This window comes from Collinsella sp. AF23-2 (assembly GCF_003459245.1).
In the GTDB taxonomy this organism is placed as follows: Bacteria; Actinomycetota; Coriobacteriia; order Coriobacteriales; family Coriobacteriaceae; genus Collinsella.
This window is the reverse complement of record NZ_QRVG01000013.1, coordinates 44,623-66,770: the sequence shown is the minus strand read 5'-3', so window position 1 is coordinate 66,770 and position 22,148 is coordinate 44,623. Positions and strand designations below refer to the sequence as shown.

General features: G+C 60.4%; 19 protein-coding genes. 7 read left to right on the top strand and 12 right to left on the bottom strand.

Features of this window, described 5'->3' with window-relative positions:
- Positions 1-212, bottom strand: a 212-nt coding sequence (locus tag DWY03_RS10235; RefSeq protein WP_233506806.1) for a hypothetical protein, incomplete at its 3' end; no start/stop codon positions are given.
- Positions 213-519: 307 nt separating this feature from the next.
- On the opposite strand from DWY03_RS10235, the gene DWY03_RS06625 reads away from it, so the two are divergent.
- Positions 520-1,659 (top strand): DUF389 domain-containing protein, encoded by a 1,140-nt coding sequence (locus DWY03_RS06625; protein ID WP_117840250.1) that lies wholly within the window; start codon positions 520-522, stop codon positions 1,657-1,659.
- A gap of 128 nt (positions 1,660-1,787) precedes the next feature.
- On the opposite strand, the gene DWY03_RS06620 is transcribed toward DWY03_RS06625, so the two are convergent.
- The 11 genes from DWY03_RS06620 to DWY03_RS06575 form a co-directional block, all read right to left on the bottom strand.
- Entirely contained in the window at positions 1,788-2,237 is a 450-nt protein-coding gene (locus DWY03_RS06620; protein WP_117840249.1) for a hypothetical protein, read from the bottom strand.
- Positions 2,238-2,718: 481 nt separating this feature from the next.
- Positions 2,719-7,494: a 2-hydroxyacyl-CoA dehydratase gene (locus DWY03_RS06615; RefSeq protein ID WP_117840248.1), complete on the bottom strand. Its 4,776-nt coding sequence runs from the start codon at positions 7,492-7,494 to the stop codon at positions 2,719-2,721.
- An 11-nt stretch (positions 7,495-7,505) separates the two neighbouring features.
- On the bottom strand, positions 7,506-8,216 hold the full coding sequence (locus tag DWY03_RS06610) for a TetR/AcrR family transcriptional regulator (protein ID WP_117840247.1): 711 nt from the start codon (positions 8,214-8,216) through the stop codon (positions 7,506-7,508).
- A gap of 249 nt (positions 8,217-8,465) precedes the next feature.
- On the bottom strand, positions 8,466-8,591 hold the full coding sequence (locus DWY03_RS10305) for a hypothetical protein (RefSeq protein ID WP_255413482.1): 126 nt from the start codon (positions 8,589-8,591) through the stop codon (positions 8,466-8,468).
- Positions 8,592-8,745: 154 nt separating this feature from the next.
- Positions 8,746-9,603 carry an HAD-IIB family hydrolase gene (locus DWY03_RS06605; protein ID WP_117840254.1) on the bottom strand — a complete coding sequence of 286 codons (858 nt, stop codon included), beginning with the start codon at positions 9,601-9,603 and terminating at the stop codon, positions 8,746-8,748.
- A 115-nt stretch (positions 9,604-9,718) separates the two neighbouring features.
- Positions 9,719-10,981, bottom strand: a complete 1,263-nt coding sequence (locus tag DWY03_RS06600) for an MFS transporter (RefSeq protein ID WP_117840246.1) — start codon at positions 10,979-10,981, stop codon at positions 9,719-9,721.
- A 100-nt stretch (positions 10,982-11,081) separates the two neighbouring features.
- On the bottom strand, positions 11,082-11,744 hold the full coding sequence (locus DWY03_RS06595) for a TetR/AcrR family transcriptional regulator (protein WP_158549320.1): 663 nt from the start codon (positions 11,742-11,744) through the stop codon (positions 11,082-11,084).
- A gap of 74 nt (positions 11,745-11,818) precedes the next feature.
- Positions 11,819-12,157, bottom strand: a complete 339-nt coding sequence (locus tag DWY03_RS06590; protein ID WP_099432138.1) for a P-II family nitrogen regulator — start codon at positions 12,155-12,157, stop codon at positions 11,819-11,821.
- Between the two features lie 18 nt (positions 12,158-12,175).
- The gene (locus DWY03_RS06585; protein WP_117840245.1) at positions 12,176-13,453 is read right to left on the bottom strand and encodes an ammonium transporter; all 1,278 of its coding nucleotides are present in this window, start codon (positions 13,451-13,453) and stop codon (positions 12,176-12,178) included.
- Positions 13,454-13,651: 198 nt separating this feature from the next.
- A complete protein-coding gene (locus DWY03_RS06580) occupies positions 13,652-14,671 on the bottom strand; it encodes a putative ABC transporter permease (RefSeq protein WP_231500798.1) in 1,020 nt (339 codons plus the stop codon).
- Positions 14,672-14,674: 3 nt separating this feature from the next.
- On the bottom strand, positions 14,675-15,211 hold the full coding sequence (locus tag DWY03_RS06575) for an HD domain-containing protein (protein ID WP_117840244.1): 537 nt from the start codon (positions 15,209-15,211) through the stop codon (positions 14,675-14,677).
- Positions 15,212-15,439: 228 nt separating this feature from the next.
- On the opposite strand from DWY03_RS06575, the gene DWY03_RS06570 reads away from it, so the two are divergent.
- The 6 genes from DWY03_RS06570 to DWY03_RS06545 all read left to right on the top strand — a co-directional run.
- Positions 15,440-17,221 (top strand): 1-deoxy-D-xylulose-5-phosphate synthase, encoded by a 1,782-nt coding sequence (locus DWY03_RS06570; protein WP_117840243.1) that lies wholly within the window; start codon positions 15,440-15,442, stop codon positions 17,219-17,221.
- A 650-nt stretch (positions 17,222-17,871) separates the two neighbouring features.
- Positions 17,872-18,864: a glutamate ABC transporter substrate-binding protein gene (locus DWY03_RS06565; RefSeq protein ID WP_117840242.1), complete on the top strand. Its 993-nt coding sequence runs from the start codon at positions 17,872-17,874 to the stop codon at positions 18,862-18,864.
- A 138-nt stretch (positions 18,865-19,002) separates the two neighbouring features.
- The gene (locus DWY03_RS06560) at positions 19,003-19,662 is read left to right on the top strand and encodes an amino acid ABC transporter permease (RefSeq protein ID WP_022094657.1); all 660 of its coding nucleotides are present in this window, start codon (positions 19,003-19,005) and stop codon (positions 19,660-19,662) included.
- Positions 19,659-20,492 (top strand): amino acid ABC transporter permease, encoded by an 834-nt coding sequence (locus tag DWY03_RS06555; RefSeq protein ID WP_117840241.1) that lies wholly within the window; start codon positions 19,659-19,661, stop codon positions 20,490-20,492. The genes DWY03_RS06560 and DWY03_RS06555 overlap by 4 nt, the downstream gene beginning before the upstream one ends.
- Positions 20,493-20,528: 36 nt before the next feature.
- Positions 20,529-21,293 (top strand): amino acid ABC transporter ATP-binding protein, encoded by a 765-nt coding sequence (locus tag DWY03_RS06550; protein WP_117840240.1) that lies wholly within the window; start codon positions 20,529-20,531, stop codon positions 21,291-21,293.
- Between the two features lie 52 nt (positions 21,294-21,345).
- Positions 21,346-22,148 (top strand): gamma-glutamyl-gamma-aminobutyrate hydrolase family protein (locus DWY03_RS06545; protein WP_147335441.1); only part of this gene is annotated, 803 nt, incomplete at its 3' end.

Here is a 22,148-nt window from a genome sequence, read left to right as displayed (position 1 = left end):
GAGCATTTCCCAGTTGACAAAACTATAGGAACACCCCCCTGAACAGAATCGCCGTTATCGGTTGACGGTGCGGCGATTGCCGCCAGCGGCGACATAAGCGGCTGAGCAATGAGGCCCGCCGTCAAAACGGTTGCGACGGCGCGGTTAGCAACGCCCTTGACGTTGACAGTCTTGGCCCGAGGCCCAAAGTGTTGTGGACTGTAGTTTGCCATGGCTTTCTCCCTTTGACACGGATGTATCCATACGTATCAAACGGTAGCTGTCGATTTTTGAATTCTGTTGCGCAACATTGGCGACCAGCGTATTTTTTGAAATTCACGCTCTCGTGCTTCACAATTTCGTCACATATGTAGGAGCTGGTGCATCATATTATTGCGGGATCAAATTGAACCTGTGATTTGCATTTGCTCCCGCGTCATCCGCCCTATCGGATTCCGCATCCAACAGACACCTCGTCCGCCACGGTGTAGAGTTAGGACAACGGGCGCGTTGCGCGGCCCGTGCCAGAACGAGGTGGACATGGAACTCGACAAGCAACAGATCGAACGACTGCGCGAGCGTCATCATCGGCGTCACGGCATCCGCCCTGCTCATAGCGAAGCCATGGAAAACTTCACCCGCTTCCTCAAGCGCGCGTTCAACATTCGCGAGGGACGCGCACCCTATCACGTGATCCGCAAGCGTTTTGTAAACGGGGCGCGTCTGACTGGCACTCACCTGTGCATCCTCATCATCGCGATGTTAATCGCAAGTATTGGCCTCGATATCGATTCGGACATCGCCATCGTGGGCGCCATGCTCATCTGCCCGCTTATGGGATCGGTCCTTGCCATGGCATATGGCATCGCCACGCTCGACCGCGAGATTACCGTCGAAGCCGTCGCCGGCCTTGCGCTGCAAATGGCCTTTTGCCTGGTCACATCCACGTTGTACTTTAAGCTCTCGCCCCTTGGCACCACCACAGCCGCCATTATCGACAACTCGACGCCCACCGTGTGGGACCTTGCCGTCGCGCTCGCGGGCGGCTTTGCGGGTGGCCTGGGCAACTCGCGCGACCAGGAGCCCGCAACGCTCATCGCCGGCGTGGCCGTGGCGACCGCGCTCATGCCGCCCCTGTGCGCGGCGGGCTATGGCATCGCCATCGCAAGCGGGTCGCTGTTTCTCTCGGCGCTTTACGAGTTTGGCATCAACGTCGTCTTTATCGCGCTGGCGGCCGAAGCCGTACTACTTCTTTTGCGCGTGCCGCTCAAGCGCGACCTCAACGGCGACGGCATTGTGACCGCCGAAGAAGATGCCGAGGTCGATGAGCTGTCACACAAGGTGCGCCGCCGCATCATCGTGGGTACGGTGATCTTTGCCATCCCCTGCATCGTCATGACCGCGGGGTCCATTGGCTCGGCGCAGGTCGGCGTGCAGGACGGCTACGGCGTCACCGAGACCACACGCGAGCTTGCCGCGGTGCTGCCGGGCTTTAAGGATTACACCGTCGCCGTCGAGACCTCGGCCACCGAAGGGGACGAGGAAGGCATCGTCGAGCGCGAGATTGTCGCCCATGTGACGACAGGCGAGGCGCTTGGGGCACACGACCGCCGCGTTGCCCGCAAGCTCATCGACCTCAACGTGCCCGAGCTCGATCGCGTGGAGTTCGATGTGAAGTGATGCGGGACGTGAGATGGATGCGCGCACAGGCGCGAGTCGGAACGAAGCGCAGACGCGACGCAGGCCGCGAGCAAAAAAGCGGGGCGCGATTCATGTCCGTGCCCCGCTCGCTGTTTTATTGCCGTGAATCAACTGTCCGCATCGACATCGCCAGACTCCACCGTAAACGCCGGACCGGTACTCACCAGATAAAAACGGGTCACCCTGGTATCTCTAAATAGGTAGAGCAAGCCCTGATCGCGTCGGCGTGACAGGTACGCCACGTGGACCGTACCGAATTCTTCACCGTTTTCCTTCTTTAATATCAGGATGTTGGGGTCATCCGTACGCTTAAACTGCCCGTCTGTGCAGATTCCGTCTTGGTCGACCAGCTGCCATCGACAGTTGTCCTCCTCAAGAAAAGCCAGGGTTTCCCGACTCGTTTTGTCATCCCGATAGTAACCATCAATGGCAAAGCCTTCGGAAGCACATTCCTGCATATAGGATGTTTCTCGACTTATAGCAAACATCCCCGTAGCGCCCAGGAGCACAGCCAGGCAGACCACTGCAAGGGTTATCGAGACAAAACGGCGGCTCATGTTAGCCAGCCCGATACTTGTTTAACGGAGCACGAAACATACTTGGTACCTCCGATATCAGGGCAAACGTCACCTACGGCCTGCCGGCAATCATATGTTTCCAACATCAAACCATATGGTTACAACTCGTTGGAGATAGGTTCCATGAACGGACGATAATTTGCGGCGAACGGCTACATATGTTCATTATCTCAGGGTTCTGGAGGCAATTTTTGGTGCCACCGAGACGTTGTTTTCGGAAGTATGCGGCAAATTCCGGAGCCCTCGAGCACACCCCGGTTTTTCACCAATAAAACCGCAGGTACAAAGCTTGGGCATATCCAGTGTGCTCGGCCTATTCAAATTTTGCCGCATACTTCCGAAATCCGAGTCCGCTGAAGGCGCCTGCAACGCTATTTACGCAACATATGTGCAATAAAAACGAGTGGCAGCCGGTACGGCTACCACCCGTTTGCCTCATATCTAGCCCAAAGCAGGCCAACTACTTCTTAATGCCGCGTCCCAGACGCTTGGCGACCGATGCAACGGCCTCCTCGCTGGCCGGTCCGCAGCTCACGCAGCCATCATGGGCACGCATCTGGCCGGTGACCTCGTCCATCGCGAGCGGCGCCACCTTCTCGAGCTTAAAGCCCTTGCCGGCGCGCATGTTCTCCTTGGCCACGCTGATCATGAGCTTAATGCGGTTGAGCTGGTTGACCTCGGATGCACCGGGGTCGTAGTCCACCGCGACAATGTTGCTCTCAGGGTGCTGCCGGCGCAGCTCCTTGATCACGGCCTTACCCACCACGTGGTTGGGCAGGCACGCGAAGGGCTGCGTGCAGATGATGTTGGGCGCGCCATGGTCGATCAGGTCGAGCATCTCGGCCGTGAGCAACCAACCCTCGCCCATGTTGTTGCACACCGAAAGCACCGTGCGGGCCTTGTCGGCCATGGTGCCGATGCGCTCGGGCGCCTCAAAGCGGCGGGACTTTTCGAGCATTTCCTCCACCGGCGTGCGCATCCAGTCCACGAGCTTGATGAGCGCCTGCATGCCCGCACGCGTTGTAGCAGAGCTACCCAGCTCGTCCTTCTGCAGCTCGGCGTTGCTCATGGAGTACAGGAAGAAGTCGAGCAGGCCCGGCACCACTGCCTCGCAGCCCTCGCGCTCGATAACGTCAACCACGTGGTTGTTGGCTGTGGGGTGGAACTTGACCAGAATCTCGCCGACCACGCCCACGCGCGGCTTGGTACCCTCGCCCACAAGCGGCATGGTGTCAAACGCGCGGATGGCCTCGCGGCACAGCTTGGTGTAGTTGTGGCGGTTGAACTTGGGCGCCAGCTTGCGGGCGCGCGCCATGTACTGCTCGTAGAGCGCGTTAGCGGCGCCGGGCGTGACCTCGTACGGGCGGCAGCGGTAGAGCATCTGCATCATCACGTCGCCGAAGAGCACCGCGTAGACCGCCTGCTTAAGCAGCGCCGGCGTCAGCTTAAAGCCGGGGTTGTCTTCGCCGAGCGCCACAGCCGAAAGCGAGATCACCGGAATCTCGGGGTGACCGCTCTCGCGCAGCGCCTTGCGGATGAGTGCGATGTAGTTGGTGGCACGGCAGCCGCCGCCGGTCTGGCTGATAACCACGGCCGTCTTGGACAGGTCGTACCGACCGCTCTCAATGGCCTCCATAATCTGGCCGGTCACCAGGATCGACGGATAGCAGATGTCGTTGTTCACGTAGCGCAGGCCGGCCTCGACGGCATCGTGGTCGGTCGAGGGCAGCAGCTCCAAGTTGTAGCCGGCACCGCGAAACACCTCTTTGACCAGGTCAAAGTGGATCGGCGCCATCTGCGGACACAGGATGGTGTAGCCCTCATCGCGCATCTGCTCGGTAAAGGGCACCTTGGGCCATGCGGTCGTGGCGCTCTCACGCTGTGCCTCGAACGTGTACTTGCGGCTCGCGAACGCGGGGGCATCCGTGGAGGGCGCCACCGGCGCGGCATCGCCCTGCTCAAAGACCTCGCCCGCGGCCGTGGCCTCGGCCAAGCGCTCGGCCTCCTGGTCCTTGAGCGCCGCCATGAGCGAGCGGATTCGGATGCGCGCAGCACCCAGGTTGGACACCTCGTCGATCTTGAGCACGGTGTAGATCTTGCCACTGGCCTCCAGGATCTCCTGCACCTGGTCGGTGGTCAGGGCATCGAGGCCGCAGCCGAAGGAGTTGAGCTGGATCAGGTCCAGGTCGTTGCGCATCGTCACAAAACGGGCGACGGCGTACAGGCGGCTGTGGTACATCCACTGGTCGACGACGCGAATCGGACGCTCGGGCTTCACCAGGTGCGCAAGCGAATCCTCGGTAAAGACCGCAAAGCCAAAGCTCGAGATAAGCTCGGGCAGGGCATGGTTGATCTCGGGGTCGTTGTGGTAGGGGCGGCCGGCGAGCACAATGCCGTGGCCACCGTGGTCCTCGACCCACTTAAGAGCCTCCTCGCCCATAGTCTGGATGTCCTCGTGGAAACGCGCATCGGCCTCAAAGGCGGCGTTGACGGCGGCATCGACCTCGGAGCGCGTGATCTTGGGTCCACGCACGCAGCCGCGACCGGCTTGCGCATCGGCCACACGGTCGACGGCGAGCACCTGGTACAGGCGGCGCTTGAGCTCGGTCTTGTCATGATACGGCACAAACGGGTACAGGAACTCGATGTTCTGCTCGCGAATCTCGTCAATATTGAGCGCCAGCGCCGTGGGGTAGCTCATGACGATGGGGCAGTTGTAGCAGTTACCGGCGGTCGGATCCTCCTTGCGCTCCCAACGCACGCACGGCATCCAAATGAAGTCGACATCGCGGTCGATAAGGTTCATCACATGGCCGTGGCTCATCTTAGCCGGATAGCACACGCTTTCGGACGGCATGGACTCGATGCCCGCCTGGTAGGTCTTTTTGCTCGACTGGTCAGACAGCTGCACGCTAAAGCCCAAGCGCGTAAAGAACGCGTGCCAGAAGGGGTAGTTCTCGTACATGTTGAGCGCGCGCGGGATACCCACGGTGCCGCGCGGGGCCTCGTCGGGACTCAGCACCTCGCGGTTAAAGAGCAGCTCGTTTTTCTTTTTGAAAAGGTTGGGGGCCTCAGTCTTTTGCTTTTTGTGGCCGGCGCCCTTCTCGCAGCGGTTGCCGGTGATAAAGCGCCTGCCGCCGCCAAAGTCGTTAACGGTGAGCTGGCAGTTGTTGGAGCAACGGCCGCAGCGGACATGCTTTTGCGTCACGGTGAGGTGCGCAATGTCCTCGGCCGAAAGGATGGTCGAGGTGCCGTCGGCGCCGGCGCGATCGCGGGCGAGCAGGGCCGCACCGTAGGCGCCCATGCAGCCGGCGATGTCGGGACGCACGGCATGAACGCCGGTGAGCTGCTCAAACGCGCGCAGCGTGGCATCGGACATAAAGGTGCCGCCCTGGACGATCACCTGGCTGCCGATCTCCTTGGGGTCGCGCAGCTTAATGACCTTGAACAGGGCGTTCTTGATAACGGAATAGGACAGGCCGGCCGCAATGTCGCCCACCGTGGCGCCTTCCTTTTGCGCCTGCTTGACGCGCGAGTTCATAAAGACCGTGCAGCGGCTGCCCAGGTCGACCGGGGCCTTGGCATGGATGGCAGCGTTGGCGAACGCGCGCACGTCCATGTTCATAGAGACGGCGAAGCTCTCGATAAAGCTACCGCAACCCGACGAGCAGGCCTCGTTGAGCATGATGTGCTCGATGACGCCGTCCTTGACGCGCAGGCATTTCATGTCCTGGCCGCCAATGTCCAGAATGAACTCGACGCCGGGCAGGAACGCCTTGGCTCCGCGCAGGTGCGCAACGGTCTCGATCTCGCCGGAGTCGGCCTTGAGGGCCTCGATGAGCAGCGCCTCGCCATAGCCCGTGGTGGTCACGTGGCCGATGGTGCAGCCCGCGGGGATATGGTTGTAGAAATCGGCCATGATGACCTTGGCCGTGCCCAGGATGTCACCGTTGTTGTTGCCATACCAAGTGTGCAGCAGCTGACCGTCCTCGCCCACGAGCGCGGCCTTCATGGTGGTGGAGCCGGCGTCGATGCCGATGAACACGCGGCCGGTGTAGCCGTCGAGCTTGCCCTTGGGGACGACCTCGGTGTCGTGGCGGGTCTTGAACTCGGCAAAGTCCTCGTCGGTGGCAAAGAGCGGGTCCAGGCGCTCGACCTCGGCACCCTGTGTGTCACCCAGGGCATCGATGGCCTCAATGAGCTGCGGGAACGTGCTGAGCTTGTTGGACTCGTGCGCCATGGCGGCGCCGCTTGCCACAAACAGGTGGGCGTTTTGGGGCACAATGCGGTGCTCCTCGTCCAGGTTGAGCGTGAGGTAGAAGCGGTGGCGCAGCTCGGAGAGGTACTGCAGCGGGCCGCCAAGGAAGGCGACGTTGCCGCGGATGGGGCGACCGCACGCCAGACCCGAGATGGTCTGGGTCACGACGGCCTGGAAGATGGAGGCGGCCACATCCTCGGGACGGGCACCCTCGTTGAGCAGCGGTTGCACGTCGGTCTTGGCAAATACGCCGCAGCGACTGGCGATGGGATAGATGGTGGTCGCGTTGGCCGCGAGCTCGTTGAGGCCGCTCGCGTCGGTGTGCAGCAGGGTTGCCATCTGGTCGATGAACGCGCCCGTACCGCCGGCGCAGGTGCCGTTCATGCGCTGCTCGATGCCGTTGTCAAAGTAGATGATCTTGGCGTCCTCGCCGCCCAGCTCGATGGCGACATCGGTGGCCGGAATGAGGGTCTCGACGGCACGCTTGCTGGCGATGACCTCCTGGACAAACTCCAGGTCGAGCCACTGGGACAGCAGCAGGCCGCCCGAGCCGGTAATGGCGCAGGTCATCTGGGCCGTCGGCAGCACGGTCGCAGCACCCTCGAACAGGTCGCGGGCGCAGGCACGGACATCGGTGTGATGGCGCTGGTACTTGGCGTAGACAATTTGGTTGTCGTCATTGAGCACGGCGAGCTTGACGGTGGTGGAGCCCACGTCGATGCCCAGGTGCAGGTTGCCGCGGGCGTTCTCGGGGTTGAAGATCGCGCCTTCGGGGGCGTGGGCGGCGGTTACGGGCTCGGCGGCGAGCTCGCTAGCGGCGGACGTCTCCCCTGCCGCGTTCTTGGCATCGGCAACTGCCTCGGCGACTTTCTCGGCAGCAGCGGTCGCAGCCTTCTGTGCGGCGTCCACCACGGCGGGCGCGGCCTCGCGTGCGGCGGCGACCATGCGGTCCTTGACGCCCTCGACGAGTTTGCTCATTGTCTCTCCTCTTAGTTGTTGGACTCGACGGTTGCGGCGGTGTCGGCCGCGTCCTCGAGCTGCAAATTCAATAACTTCATGCCGTATTCCGGCACGTTGATATCGATGGGTTGGCCATACAGGTCGCCAGGGCGCACAAAAGCGAGCACCGTCATAATGCGCGCCATGGCCTCGGGCGATTCGGTGAGCCCACGCTCAAACCAGCGCTGAATCATGCCAACCTCGGCGCTCACGACGTAGGTGACGTAGTAGTCAAAGAACGTGCCCAGCGCCAGGCCCAAAATGCCCGTCTTCGCACGCGGCACCACAGCCTCACGCGCGGTGTCGATGATCCTTTTAATGAAGGCCTGGTCGCCGCCCGGACCCAGCAGCGCACCGATTAAGTCGCGGTTGGCCGCAAGATAACGCAGCAGCTCAACCGAACCGGGCGCCGGCTCGAGCTCGTCGATATTGTGATAGAGATCGGGCAGCTGAGCTGCGGTGATGAGCTCAATGCGCTCACGGATCTCGGCCAGCAAGCCGTCCTCGATTTGATTGATAAAGTCGGGGATATCGCGGTAGTGCGAATAGAACGTGCGGCGCGTAAGGCCAGCGCGCTCGGTGAGCGACGCGACATTAATGCGCGAAAGGTCGCCGCTTTCGGCAAGCTCGCTGGCAAGTGCCTGGCGAAGGGCACGCTGCGAGCGAAGGGACCGGCGATCGCATTTCTCGAGCTGGGACAAGCGTCCTCCTTGTTACTCAGCCTGTGCGCTATTGCACAGTGCGAGTATTATTGCACACCGTGTGTACCAACACGTAAAGGCAATATTTGGAATGTGACGAGGGGGCAGTCCCTTTGTCACAACCCGCCTGGCTTTTGGAGCGGCATTACCGATTGTCCAAAATGTCATTCGTGGGTAGAATAGTGTCGACGGCAGCCCAAGTTGTAGCTGGCTGGGCAGCGCCGTTGTTTGCATTAGGGGGTCAACGCCTTAGCGGCGGCGACCCCTTCTGTTGCGCTTCGAACGCTGCTTGAGTGCCTCGGAAAGGCCGACAAGCGCCGTGAAGAACGAGACCACGGCGGTCAGAAGTCTCACGAAATCAATCAAATCGGTCATGGGCATCACCTCCCATCAAATGGAGGGCGCTGCCCGGCACATGGAACTGCCGTCAACGATACCGATTCTACCAGAGCCTAGTTATATATACGAATATATGTTCGTATTCCAAGCACACAGGCCCCTGTGACAAAGGGGCTGTCCCTTTGTCACATTATTCGATGACGGTGCGGGAGTTTTGCTTGCGCATGGTGGCGAACATGTGTTTGGGGACGGCGTGGACCATGCAGCTGCCAATAGTTGCGCTCGCGGCAGCCTTAGCTGTATCGCTAGCGTTTTTGGTCGCGTAGCTGTGGCGGAAACGCTTGAGCATGGCGATGTCATTTCCGCCGTCGCCATAAACCGCGACCTCGTCCTCGGCAATGCCGTAGTAGCCCGCCAGCCAGGCCACACTCTCGCCCTTGTTACACGCCACGTCCGTGATCTCGAACATCACCGGATCGAACGGCGCGTTGACCACGCGGTCCGATCGCTCGGCAAGATACGACTTAAGGTCACGCTCCAGCTCGGGCGAGGTCACGCGACAATTGATCTTGCATACATCGTGACGCAAGATATCGCCGATCGACTGGTCGAAATACTGTTCCTCGTGATACCCGCCGCGCGCACGCATGCCGCGCATCACAATACGCTTGATGGGGCTGTCCTTTTTAAAGCCCGCCTGATGCATCTCGAACGAACCGCTCGAAAACATGCCATCGGGCGTGGAGCAATCAAAGCAAATGTCCGGGAACGCCTTGAGCAGTTCCTCAGTGACCTGCGGGTCGATGGTCCAAGTCTTGAGCACCTCGCCATGGCTGTCGCGCACGATGGATCCATTGGAGCAGCAGGCGTCAAGCGCCAAGCCCGTAAAGCCATGCTCGCCGATCGGCAACGTCGAGCGTCCAGTCGCGGGAACCACGTGCAGGCCAGCCTCAGTCAGCTCGCGAATGGCGCGGCGGATGGTCCCATCCGCCTCGTGCAGGGCGTTCAGCAGCGTTCCGTCTAAGTCACTCGCGAACATCTTGATCATGGACATGCCTCTCCTTCGTCTGCCCGATATTGTAGACGAAGGAGAGGCATGTCCAAACAATGCCGTCCCGGCGCGGCGTACCACCGCCTTCACAAATTCACGGTGCCCCAGCGCGTTAAGACAATCGCCGCAATCGATTTTTCAGCCGATAAAACAGAGCCGTCGTCAACGTCAGCACCGCCAACATGGCTGCGAATACAATCGCCGGTGTCCATCGATCATATGCAACCCCGTACGTCAATTGGCCGATAGGCGTTGCGCAGGAAAGGACCATGTAAACGACCGAAAGCACTTTTCCGCAGAGCTCAGTCGGCGCTACCCGCTGAACAAACGCGATGATTTCAACCGACGTAATGCTCGCCCACACCATGACCCATGCCGAACCAACCGCAAACACGGTGAACACGCATACATCTACGCCGAACAGCAGCGTAACAATAATCGGCGCGACTCCAAAACAGATCATCGCAACATATCGGCATATGCCATTGAAAGAAAAACGATGCGGCCAAATGCCGACCAAGCCACTGCCGGTAAGACCACCCAGGCCCAGAGCAACCTCAACTATCCCAACGCAGGACGATTGCATGCCGAGATGCTTTGTAACAATAATGGGAGCGCCAATCGTTAGCCCAACCAACGCAAGGTTCAAAACTGCCGCAAGCAAAATCACAGCGACCAATGATGCATTTTGCAACAGATACCGAATCGACTCCCGAAAATCGTTTCGGCATGTCGTGCGAGTCGCGCCGTCTCTCATCGTTTCAGATGAGGCGTTTTGCTTGAGTGCGACCCCAAACAAGAGAGCTGAAATCGCAAACGCCACCGACGCGGTTGTGCAAAGAGCATCGATGCCAAAGCACCCATAGACTGCCGTCCCGACCACAGGACCCAAGATATTGCTCACCATGGTCATCTGCGAAACCAATGCAGTGGCCCGCTCAACCTTCTCTTCACCCGCCATACGCACCGTCTCAATTTGGAGCATTGGCTTTAGCAGCGATTGAACACCATATTGAACACAAAGTATCGCTACTACGACGACCGCAAGAGGCAACGAGCGCTTCATGGGGACAGACAGCAGTGATGCAGTCATCAGAGCAATGCCGAGGGACACGAGGACCTCGCGGTGTCTTCCCCGATCCGCTAAGATCCCACCAGCCGGAGTTGCGAGTACGCCGGGTATGAACGCCGTCGCCACGACGGCGCCATATAACGTTGACGATCCACTGCAATCGAACAAGTAAAGTGGATACGCAAAGCACAGCGCCGACAGCATCGAATACGTGCACAGCTGCGCAACCAGAAGTTCCGCGAGCCTGATTGACCGCACTGTTTTTGATTTCAACGAGACGCCGACGTCTCTCAGCCCAGCCATAAGCCCACCCCCTATACATACCACTAGTATGTATTTAATGACTTGAAAAGGGCAGCCGTGGCTACCCTCACAAATCAATTACATACCGTTGGTATCTATATTACCACCCGGCGCGGTCCCATACGTCCCAAATCTGCGCCGTTGTCTGAAGCACTTCATTACCCAAATCGAGCCCCACCGCGGCAGCCATCTGCGCCAAACATTGTGCGCGAGCGAGCATTCGCTCCTTGGGCTCGAGCGGACGGAACAATGGCAGCAGCCAAAGATTCGCCAACAACGATACGGCCTCCGCCGCTTCGCGCGGGCATTCGCACGCAATGGAGCCGTCGGCGATGCCCTCCTCGATCACTGGCAAGAGACAGCCATCGGCCGACTCGTCAAATGAGCCCTGGTACTGCATCGCCAGTAGGCGCGAGCTTTTTACCGGATCTGCTGCAGGACGCATACGTGCCCATAGCTCAATTTGTGGAACAACGGACTCGGGAGCGTACAGTCGCTTGAGCTTTTGGGCTCCGGTCATATTACCGACGCCAAGCATCGAGCGGCGGTGCTCAACAATCGGAGTCATCGCCCGATCAAACGCGGCGTTGAAAATCTCTTCTTTGCTCTTGAAGTGATGATAGACAGCGCCCTTGGTCATGCCGTCGAGACGGTCAACGATATCTTGAATACTCGTCCCCTCATAACCCTGTGCGCAGAATAGCTCCAGTGCCGCGTCGAGAATCTTCGCGACCGTCTCCTCGGGATATTTATTGCGACCCATAATCCGCCCATCCGCAACGCAAGTCTTGTGCCTCATTGCAGCATTTTAACGTTGCGGATGGCAGACGGTCGATTCTACACCGCGGCCGGGCCGTGTTCGCCGGTGCGAATGCGGATGACTTCTTCGACCGGCTCGACCCAAATCTTGCCGTCGCCGACGGCACCGGTGCGGGCGGCATTGCAGATGATGTCGACAATTCCGTCAACGTGCTCATCAGCGCAGATGAGGGTGAACTGTACCTTGGGGATGGTATTGACGAGCAGTTCGTTGCCGCGCACGTATTCCTTCCAGCCATGCTGTGCGCCGCAGCCCTGCACCTGGTTGATAGTCATGCCGCGAACATCAGCAGCAAACAGCGCATCTTTGAGAACCTCAAGCTTTTCCTGGCGCACGATAGCCGTAATTTTCTTCATACCAAATCACTCCCCTTGTTAATCCAAGCCGCCAAACGATGGATATGCGCTCTCGCCGTGCTGACTCGCATCCAGACCCAGGGCCTCGTCGGCCTCGTCCACGCGCAGGCTGCCGCGGAACAGTGCCTTGACCACCGCGACAATCACCAAGTCGAGCACCAGCACAATAGCGACCGTCACCACAATGCCCAGGATCTGCGAGATGAGCAGCGACACGTCGCCCGTGTAGAACAGGCCGCCCTTACCGGTCCACGAGAGCTCCGGCACACAAAACAGACCCGTGAGCACGCCGCCCAAGATGCCGCCGATGCCGTGGCAACCGAACGCGTCGAGCGCATCGTCGTAGCCGAACTTGGTCTTAAGATGGCTGATGGCCAGGTAGCAGACGGGCGATACGATCAGGCCCATGACCAGCGCCGCCCACGGCCCGACAAAGCCCGCGCCCGGCGTGACCACCACGAGGCCCGCGACCAGACCGGTGCTGGCACCCACCAGCGTGGGACGACCAGTGTGCACGCGCTCGACGGCAAGCCACGAGACCATACCTGCCGCGCTGGCCGTCACGGTGTTGAGGATGGCGAGCGCCGCCACGGCGTCGGCCTTAAACTCGCTGCCGCCGTTAAAGCCAAACCAGCCAAACCAAAGTAGGCCGGCGCCCAGCGCCACAAACGGTACGTTATGCGGACGGTAGCTCACCATGCCAAAGCCGCGACGACGGCCGAGCATTAAGCAGAGGACCAGGCCGGTAAGACCGGACGAAATGTGCACCACGTCGCCGCCGGCAAAGTCGAGCGCGCCGATGATGTCGCCGATAAAGGAACCATCGCCGCCCCAAACCATGTGGGCGAGCGGCGCATAGACCACGAGCAGCCAAATGCCCAGGAAGGCCGTCATGGCACCAAACTTAACGCGGCCTGCCAGACTGCCCGTAACGATAGCGGCGGTGATCATGGCAAACGCCATCTGGAAGGCGATGTTGATGATCTGAGGGTAGACGGCACCATCCGCAGCATTGCCCTCGGCCGCCTGCAGCACCTGGTTGAGCACCGGCAGGCACAGCAGCTGGTCAAAGCCGCCAATAAACGGGCTAGAACCGTCACCACCGTAGGCCAGCGACCAGCCGGCAACAATCCACAGCACACCAACCAGGCCAATGGCGCCAAAGCACATAAGCATGGTGTTGATGACATTTTTGCGCCTGGACAGGCCGCCATAGAAAAACGCCAGACCCGGTGTCATTAAAAACACGAGCATGGTGCAGATGAGCATAAACGTTGTCGATCCCGTATCGTACATTCGCTCCCCCTTGGTCGCATGAACGTTGTCGGCGCCCATCATGCGGCCGAGGGGCAACTGGTGTAGACCAGATACGGCGTTGTTAAACGCTGCGTTGTCGAATGGAAACGGCACCGCAATCTTGGAAACGGCGCGGCAACGGACGCGAAACGAACGGGAAACGTGCGAACGAGAAGGGCGCGCTTGGCTCCGCTCTGGCTAGCGCCGGAACAGCTCGCGGGCTCGGTCGCGGAGGTCGGTAGCTCGGATGACGCCCTCGTAACGATTGATGCGCAGACGCGGGAAGGCGTTAAAGAAGCGTAGGTCGCGGCGGCTGAGTGACACGCTCGGTACCGGGCGGCTCATGCGCTTGCCGGCAAGGCGACGACCGAGCGACGGACGCGGCATGCTCGGTGCGGCATCGGCCACGCGACGGGCAGCGAGCGCCAGGCCGCGAGCACCATCCGAAATAAACGTCGGCATCGAAGCCTTCTCGCGCAGGGCATCGAGCGCCGCGTCGCCCAGCTCGGCCAGCCACGCGTTAACGGCACGGCTACGGATATGCGTCTGCGCCACCGAGTCAATCGTCGAATCGGGAATACGTTCGAGCATGGAGTCGGAGGCATCGGCAAGCGACTCATTGATGCGGTCAGCAAGGTCGGCGCGCACACGCTCAAGCTGATCGGACAGGCGGCGCCAGCTCGCCAACGAGCACACCGCGTCGACCATCATCGCGACCGCGACGATAAAGGCGGACAGCCGCACAATCAGCACCGGCAGATGGCCAAGCAGCCCCAGCAATGCCGGCTCCACTAAACGACAAATGCACAACGCACCCAAGCCAAACGCGCATGCCCAGTACAGACAGATGCGTCCGTGCAGGTTAAACGGCAGGTGCGAATAGTCCCAAAAGCGAGCGCCCGTTGTTTTTTCCAACAGCGCGCCGACGCTGTACTCAATCACGCTGCATACGAGCGCCGCGGCAACAAACTGGCTCGAGGCATCCGGAATCCCGCGCAGCAAAAGCCAGCAGGCTATACCGCCCACACCATAGATAGGGCAACACGGCCCCAGCAAAAAGCCACTGTTGGCAAATCGTCCGTGATTGAGCATGGCGCAGACCGTCGACTCCCACGCCCAGCCGCAAAACCCGTAGAAGGCAAACGAGAGCACTAGTGCCGAAAGCGGACAGGCGGCAAGCGTCGCGCCGTCAAATGCCATGTCGATCGCGGTCCCCACCGTCTACCCTCTCCTCTTTTCGCTCGATTCGCTGCTCACGCCATCGTCCGGCTCGTCCTTGCGCCGCAGACGACCGGTGACCGTCTCGCGCAGCGCGCACCATTTGTCTGCCAAACACACAATCCATGCCTCACGACACGTCGGCGGCACCGGCACCAGCGGAAACATATGCCGCACGATAATATTCCGCTCGCGCGACGTCAGCTCAAAATCCTCCTCCGCACGTGCCAGGGCAAAATACGGATGCCGAAATCCATGCAGTCGATGGCTCGGATCGGGATCGTGCCAATCGTAGAGAAAGTAATCGTGTAACAGGGCGCCGCGCAGCAGCGAGGCGCGGTCGACCGAAATGCCAGCACGGCCCAAGCGTTCGGCAACGGACAGGCTTGTCCGCGCCACCGAGGTCACATGCGTATACACCGTCACATCGCCATGCTGAATAAACTCGCGCGTCAGGTCCAAACGGCCCGCATGGGCCAGCTGACGGGCGGCATCGTCGACCTCGCGCGCGATGCTCTCGGCACGAACGGTTTCGGACATGCGGCCTCCTTCCAGCGGCTCTCGACGGCAAGCCACAGCCTGCACGCAATGAATAAAATCACCATGGAACTTATCAGTATGGCATCGGGCAAAACGTTTTGCCCCGCCAGTTGGCGAATTACCGCGCCGCCGTCACATATCAAACGCCAAAATGTGCGAGACTGTCTTGTGCAATTGTGCCGGCCGAGGGAGCGCCGGCGCTCGATTCGCATGGAGTAACCCACAACGATGCTGCTTACGCAAACGACAACGCCCGAGGACGTCAAGGCTCTCGACCGCGCCGAGCTTCCGCTGCTCTGCGGCGAGATCCGCCAGGCAATCCTCGAAAGCTCCGCTGCTGTCGGCGGACACGTTGCCCCCAACCTGGGCGTCGTCGAGCTTACGGTCGCGCTCCATCGCGTGTTTAACTCCCCCATCGACAAAATTGTCTTTGACGTTTCGCACCAGACCTACGCCCACAAGGCGCTGACTGGGCGCGCGTATACCTATATCGACCCGGCACGCTACGGCGAGGCCTCTGGCTTTGCCAATCCCGACGAGTCCGAACATGACCTGTTCGCCATGGGCCACACCTCGACCTCGGTGAGCTTGGGCTGCGGCCTCGCACACGCGCGCGACCTGGCGGGCGATGCGTACAACGTCATCACCATCATTGGCGACGGCTCGCTTTCGGGCGGCCTGGCGTTTGAGGGCTTTAACAATGCCGCCGATCTCGACAGCAACCTGATCATCATCGTCAACGATAACGACCAGTCCATTGCCGAGAACCATGGCGGCCTGTATCGCAATCTGGCCGAGCTACGCGCCAGCAACGGCACCTGTGAGCGCAACGTTTTCCGCGCGATGGGGCTCGACTACCGCTATCTGGACACCGGTAACGATGTATTGGCCCTCGTCGACGCGCTGCAGGAACTGCGCGATATCGATCATCCCATCGTGCTGCACGTCTCCACCGCAAAGGGCAAGGGCTTTGAACCAGCCCAGAGCGACCCCGAGCGCTGGCACCACGTGGGTCCGTTTGACATGGCAACTGGGCGCAAACTCTGCCCGGGTCATCCGAGCGAGCCCGCACCGCGCACCTATGCCGACATTACGGGCGAGGCCCTGAGCGCTGCCATAGAGCGCGATCCGCAGGTTGTGGGCATCACGGCCGCCACGCCCTACATCATGGGCTTTACGCCCGAGCTTCGCGCCGCGGCAGGCAAGCAGTTTGTCGACGTGGGCATTGCCGAAGAGCACGCCGTCACCTTTGCCACCGCGCTCGCCCGCTCGGGTGCCAAGCCGGTCTTTGGCGTGTACGGTACGTTCTTGCAGCGTGCCTACGACGAACTGTGGCACGACCTGTGCCTCAACGACGCCCCGGCGACCATCCTGGTATTTGGCGCGTCGATCTTTGGCACCACATCCGAGACGCATCTTTCGTTCTTTGATATTTCCATGCTGGGCGGTCTTCCCAACATGCACTACTTGGCGCCGGCCTGCATGGAGGAATATCTGTCCATGCTGAGCTGGTCGCTCGATCACCGCGAGCATCCCGTGGCGATTCGCGTGCCGGGCATTGGCTTGGTAAGCCGCCCCGACTTGGCGCCTGCCGAGGACGCCGATTACGGCGCCGTTCGTTACAACGTGGTGCGCCAGGGTCGCGACGTGGCCGTGCTCGCGCTCGGCGATTTCTTTGAGCTGGGCGAGCGCGTGGCAAACCGCTTGGCTGCCGAGTACGGCATCGAGGCCACGCTCGTCAACCCGCGCTATGCAACTGAGCTCGACCGCGAGTTCCTCGACAGCCTCGCCGCCGAGCATCGCGTTGTCGTCACCCTCGAGGACGGCATCTCGGACGGCGGCTGGGGCGAGCGCGTGGCGTGCTACCTGGCCTGCACACCGCTGCGCACGCGCACCTTCGGCATCGCCAAGGGCTTCCCCGACCGCTACAACCCCAACGAGCTGCTCGCTCAGAACGGCATGACGGTCGAGAACATGGCCGCCGAAGCTATAAGGCTACTCAATGAGTAAAAAACCTCCGCAAGGGAAGCACCCCTGCGGAGGTTTTTATTTTCGCGACGCGATTATCTCAATCTGTAACATCTATGGCCCGAATTCTCGTCTACCTGTTACAGATTGAGACAAACCGTCTTTGCCCCTGACCTTTGTCTCAATCTGTAACAGATAGAGACCTTTTGGCCGTCTAACTGTTACAGATCGAGACATTCGAATTCCCCTGAAGAGAAAATCTCAATCTGTAACAGTTACTCGGCAAAAATGGCTGCAGATGTTACAGATCGAGACAAAACAGCGAGGCAGGCAGCTACATCTGCAAGAACCGCCACAAAGGTGCCTGTCCCCTTTGTGGCGGTTTTAGGTCATGGTCGGCGCGAAAAACGAATAACCGTTCATACGCGATCTCCTTACTTATATATGCGTCGCGTTGCCGCCATTATAGCGACCGCTGCGAGCGACCACGCCGTCCGCAAAGCGCTTTCTCAGCTGTAATAACTGACGTTTGCCCAGATAAAACCTGCCAAAATTAACCTGTCCCTTTTTGGTAGGAAGAATTACCCATAAGGTAAGTATGTTTCTGAGTTATTTCGTGTTGACCCGTCTGAGCGGGATAGGGTATAACTCTACTCAACCGCTAGGGATTTTATTGAGAAAGGTGTTCTACCATGAGCAAGAACCTCTCCCAGCAGGTCGTTCTCGACCGCCGCGGCTTTGTCGCCGCCACCTTCGCAACCGTCGCCGGCCTTGGTCTTGCCGGCTGCTCTGACACCAGCGCCGAGGCCGACAAGGGCTCCGCCGCCTCCTCCAAGAGCTCCGAGGATACCGAGGCTTCCACCACGCTCGACGCCAAGGCATTCGACAAGCTCGTCGACAACGGCCCCAAGGCCGATGACGATGCCATCGCCGCCAGCACCTGGGCCACGGCCGTCAAGGACGCCGGCGTCTTTAAGATCGGTGGCGTTCAGACCTCCACGCTCTTCTCCCTCCTCAACGAGAAAGACGGTCAGACCCGCGGCTTCGATGCCGGTATCGCACAGCTCCTGTCCAACTACATTCTGGGCGAGAACAAGGTCGAGATCACGCAGGTGACCTCGGACACGCGCGAGTCCGTCCTGCAGAACGGCCAGGTCGACGCCGTCTTTGCCACCTACACCATCACTGACGAGCGCAAGAAGCTCGTCTCCTTTGCCGGTCCCTATTACTACACGCAGCAGGCCATCCTGGTGCTCGCCGATAACGACAACATCAAGAGCGTCGACGACCTGGCCGACAAGAACGTCGCCGTCCAGTCCGGCTCCAACGGCCCCGCCATCCTGGAGGAGTTCGCCCCCAAGGCCAGCCAGCAGGAGTTCAAGACCGACGAGGAGGCCCGCCAGGCACTCCAGCAGGGCCGTGTTGATGCCTACGTCATCGATAACAACATGCAGCAGAGCGCCCTGGTCCGCGAGCCCGGTAAGTACAAGATCGCCGGCAAGCCCTTCGGCAGCAAGGAGCCCTATGGTATCGGCCTGCCGCTCGATTCCGACGGCGTCGCCTTTGTCAACGACTTCCTTAAGAAGATCGAGGACGACGGCACCTGGACCGAGCTGTGGCAGATCTGCATCGGTGACCGTACGGGCGACACCAATGTTCCCGAGCTGCCCGAGATCGGCGCCTAGGCAGCGAGCCTGGTAACGACCGCAACGAAACCATACGGAAACGCATGATGCGCTTTATTGCGGTAAACTGTTTCCTCACTGAGTTGTCGGGGCTTCCGTACACACGGGAGCCCCTTTCCTTACCGGCGGGAGGTCCGCATGAGTCTCTCCGAGCTCTGGTCGCTCTATGGCCAGAACTATATCGACGCGCTGCTAGCAACCTGGGGCATGACGCTTGAGTCGTTTGCCATCGCCATGGTGCTGGCCGTCGCCGTCACCGTGATGCGCGTGTCGCCGCTCAAGCCGCTGCGCGTCTTTGGCGACCTGTATGTTCAGGTCTTCCGTAACATCCCCGGCATCGCGCTACTCATCATCGTCGTCTATGCGCTGCCGCCGCTCAAGGTCGTCCTGCCCTACCGCACCTGCGTCATCGTCGCCACAGTGCTCTTGGGTTCTGCCTTTGGCTCCGAGAACTTTATGAGCGGCATCAACACCGTCGGTGTCGGCCAGGTGGAAGCCGCCCGCTCGCTGGGCATGAGCTTCAGCCGCATCCTCGCCAAGATCGTGATTCCGCAGGCGCTGCGCTCGAGCGTGTTGCCCATGACCAACCTCTTTATCGCGGTCATGCTCACCACTGCGCTCGGCAGTCAGGTACCGCTTAAACCGCAGGAGCTCACCGGCGTGGTGAGCTACATCAACACGCGCTCGCTCGGCGGCGTCGCCGCGTTCTTTATCTCGGCACTCGGCTACCTGGGCACGGCCTTTGTGGTGAGCCACATTGGCAACTATATCGATAAGAAGGTGAGGATCCTCCGATGAGCAAACATTCCTCCCCTGCACTTACCATGCGCGATGCGCTCTACGAGGCTCCCGGCCCCAAGATGCGCGCCAAGATTCGCATCGGCACCGCCATCTCGCTTGTTGCCGTCGCCGCGCTCGTTGTCCTCGTGCTGCAGCGCTTTTATGTGACCGGTCAGCTTTCGGTCCACTATTGGTATTTCTTTACGCACCTCACTACCTGGAAGTTCTTACTTGCCGGTTTTGAGGGCACGGTAAAGGTCGCGCTCACCGCCGGCGCTATCGCGCTGGTACTGGGTCTGGCCCTCATGCTCGGCCGCACCAGCGACATTAAGCCGCTGCAGCTGGTCTGCCGCGTGCTCACCGATTTCTTCCGTGGCGTGCCGAGCCTCCTGTTCATCTACTTCTTCTTTTTGGTGTTGCCCCAGTACAAGATCGCGCTGCCGTCGTTTTGGATGCTCACACTTCCCGTCGCGCTCGCTGCGGCCGGCGTACTGGCCGAGATCTTCCGCGCCGGCGTCAACGCCGTACCGCGCGGCCAGGTCGAGGCCGCTCAGGCACTCGGTCTCTCCAAGGCTAAAATCACCTTTAAAATCGTGCTGCCGCAAGCCATTCGGTTTATCATTCCGTCGTTGATCTCGCAGCTTGTGGTCGTCGTCAAAGACACCACCGTCGCCTATGTAGTGAGCTACCCCGACCTCATGCAAAACGCCCGCGTGCTCATTACCAACTACGACGCGCTCGTGTCGGTCTACCTGGTTATCGCGGTCATCTACATCCTCATCAACGTCGCGATCAACAAGGCCGCCGTCTACGTCTCGCACAAGACCGGCGCGACCATCATTCGCTAACGATTTACCATTTCGAGTCATAAGGAGCCGAGCACCATGGCACAGAGCACTTCTTCTACCGGCAATCAGCCGCTGATTGAGCTCAAGCACGTCGATAAGCACTATGGCGATCTGCACGTCCTCAACGACATCAATCTCTCGGTCGACCGCGGCGAAGTCGTCGTCGTGATCGGCCCCTCGGGCTCGGGCAAGTCGACCATGTGCCGAACCATCAACCGCCTGGAAACCATCGACTCGGGCGAGATTCTCATCGAGGGCGAGCCTCTGCCGCAGGAAGGCAAGGATCTTGCCCGCATGCGCGCCGAGCTGGGCATGGTGTTTCAGCAGTTCAACCTGTTTGCACATATGACCGTGCTACAGAACGTCATGCTGGGACCGGTCGACGTGCTGGGCGTCTCCAAGGATGAGGCCCGCGAGCGCGCCATGGACCTGCTAGGCCGCGTAGGCGTCGCCGAGCAGGCCGATAAGGTGCCCGCACAGCTCTCGGGCGGCCAGCAACAGCGTGTAGCCATTGCCCGCTCGCTTGCCATGCAACCCAAGGCCATGCTCTTCGACGAGCCCACGAGCGCTCTTGATCCCGAGATGATCAACGAGGTGCTCGAGGTCATGGTCCGTCTGGCCCAGCAGGGCATGACGATGATCGTCATCACGCACGAGATGAACTTTGCCCGTCGCGTGGCCGACCGTGTCGTGTTTATGGCCGATGGCCAGATCGTGGAAACCGGCACGCCCGACGAGTTCTTCGACCATCCCCAGACCAAACGCGCCCAGGACTTCCTCAACTCCATCAAGGGCCACTAACCCAATTGCCATGTTCGCTCGCCATGACCATCCAAACTCGAAAGCAACACCTATGATCGGAACTCGCACTTCATCGTCATACACCCCGCACGTCGACGTCGATCCCGCCGACCGCCCGCTCATCCTCGTCGCGCCGCGCTGGGAAGAGGCGAAGCCGTTTTTAAGCGAGACGCTCTCCCCCAACGAGGAAATCGCAAGTGTCTTTGTCGATGCCATCCTTGCCGCCGGCGGCCTGCCGCTGCAGATGTCCATCACCGAGGACATTGAGGTCATCCGCCATTACGTCGATATCGCCGACGGTATCGCTATTCCCGGCGGCCCGGATGTCAACCCCAAACGCTGGGGCGATGAACGACCCTACGACCCCACCCTCTGCTGCGAGATCCGCGATAGCTTTGAGTTTAAGCTGGTCGGCGAGGTACTCCGCGCCAAAAAGCCGCTCTTTACCACCTGCCGTGGCACGCAATTGCTCAATGTCGCCACTGGCGGCACCCTGTGCATGGACGTGCCGAGCCTGGGCGCTCGCGAGGGCCGCACGCAGTGGCGCCATACCCACGTGCTCAACGACCCCGTGCATCCCGTCGAGGTCGTGCCGGGCTCGCTGCTGGAGCGCGCGCTTGGCGGGCACAGGCTGATCCAGACCAACTCCGCACACCACTGCTGCGTCGATCATCTGGGTAAGAGCACGCGTTTGGTCGCCAAGGCAACCGACGGCGTTCCCGAGTGCATCGAGGTCGAAGGCCAGCCATTCTGCTTGGGCGTGCAATGGCATCCCGAGTACACCTGGCAGACGCTCGAGACCGACTTTAACCTGTGGAAGTCGTTTGTCGAGGCAGCGACCAAGGTAAAGCAGGC

Coding starts and splice junctions, on each gene's coding strand:
- DWY03_RS06615 (WP_117840248.1), bottom strand. CDS start 7,494: ATGAGCAAACTCGTCGAGGGCGTCAAGGACCGCATGGTCGCCGCCGCA.
- DWY03_RS10305 (WP_255413482.1), bottom strand. CDS start 8,591: ATGACCGATTTGATTGATTTCGTGAGACTTCTGACCGCCGTGGTCTCG.
- DWY03_RS06595 (WP_158549320.1), bottom strand. CDS start 11,744: ATGGGTCGCAATAAATATCCCGAGGAGACGGTCGCGAAGATTCTCGAC.
- DWY03_RS06590 (WP_099432138.1), bottom strand. CDS start 12,157: ATGAAGAAAATTACGGCTATCGTGCGCCAGGAAAAGCTTGAGGTTCTC.
- DWY03_RS06565 (WP_117840242.1), top strand. CDS start 17,872: ATGAGCAAGAACCTCTCCCAGCAGGTCGTTCTCGACCGCCGCGGCTTT.
- DWY03_RS06585 (WP_117840245.1), bottom strand. CDS start 13,453: ATGTACGATACGGGATCGACAACGTTTATGCTCATCTGCACCATGCTC.
- DWY03_RS06550 (WP_117840240.1), top strand. CDS start 20,529: ATGGCACAGAGCACTTCTTCTACCGGCAATCAGCCGCTGATTGAGCTC.
- DWY03_RS06605 (WP_117840254.1), bottom strand. CDS start 9,603: ATGATCAAGATGTTCGCGAGTGACTTAGACGGAACGCTGCTGAACGCC.
- DWY03_RS06575 (WP_117840244.1), bottom strand. CDS start 15,211: ATGTCCGAAACCGTTCGTGCCGAGAGCATCGCGCGCGAGGTCGACGAT.
- DWY03_RS06625 (WP_117840250.1), top strand. CDS start 520: ATGGAACTCGACAAGCAACAGATCGAACGACTGCGCGAGCGTCATCAT.
- DWY03_RS06555 (WP_117840241.1), top strand. CDS start 19,659: ATGAGCAAACATTCCTCCCCTGCACTTACCATGCGCGATGCGCTCTAC.
- DWY03_RS06600 (WP_117840246.1), bottom strand. CDS start 10,981: ATGGCTGGGCTGAGAGACGTCGGCGTCTCGTTGAAATCAAAAACAGTG.
- DWY03_RS06560 (WP_022094657.1), top strand. CDS start 19,003: ATGAGTCTCTCCGAGCTCTGGTCGCTCTATGGCCAGAACTATATCGAC.
- DWY03_RS06620 (WP_117840249.1), bottom strand. CDS start 2,237: ATGAGCCGCCGTTTTGTCTCGATAACCCTTGCAGTGGTCTGCCTGGCT.
- DWY03_RS06570 (WP_117840243.1), top strand. CDS start 15,440: ATGCTGCTTACGCAAACGACAACGCCCGAGGACGTCAAGGCTCTCGAC.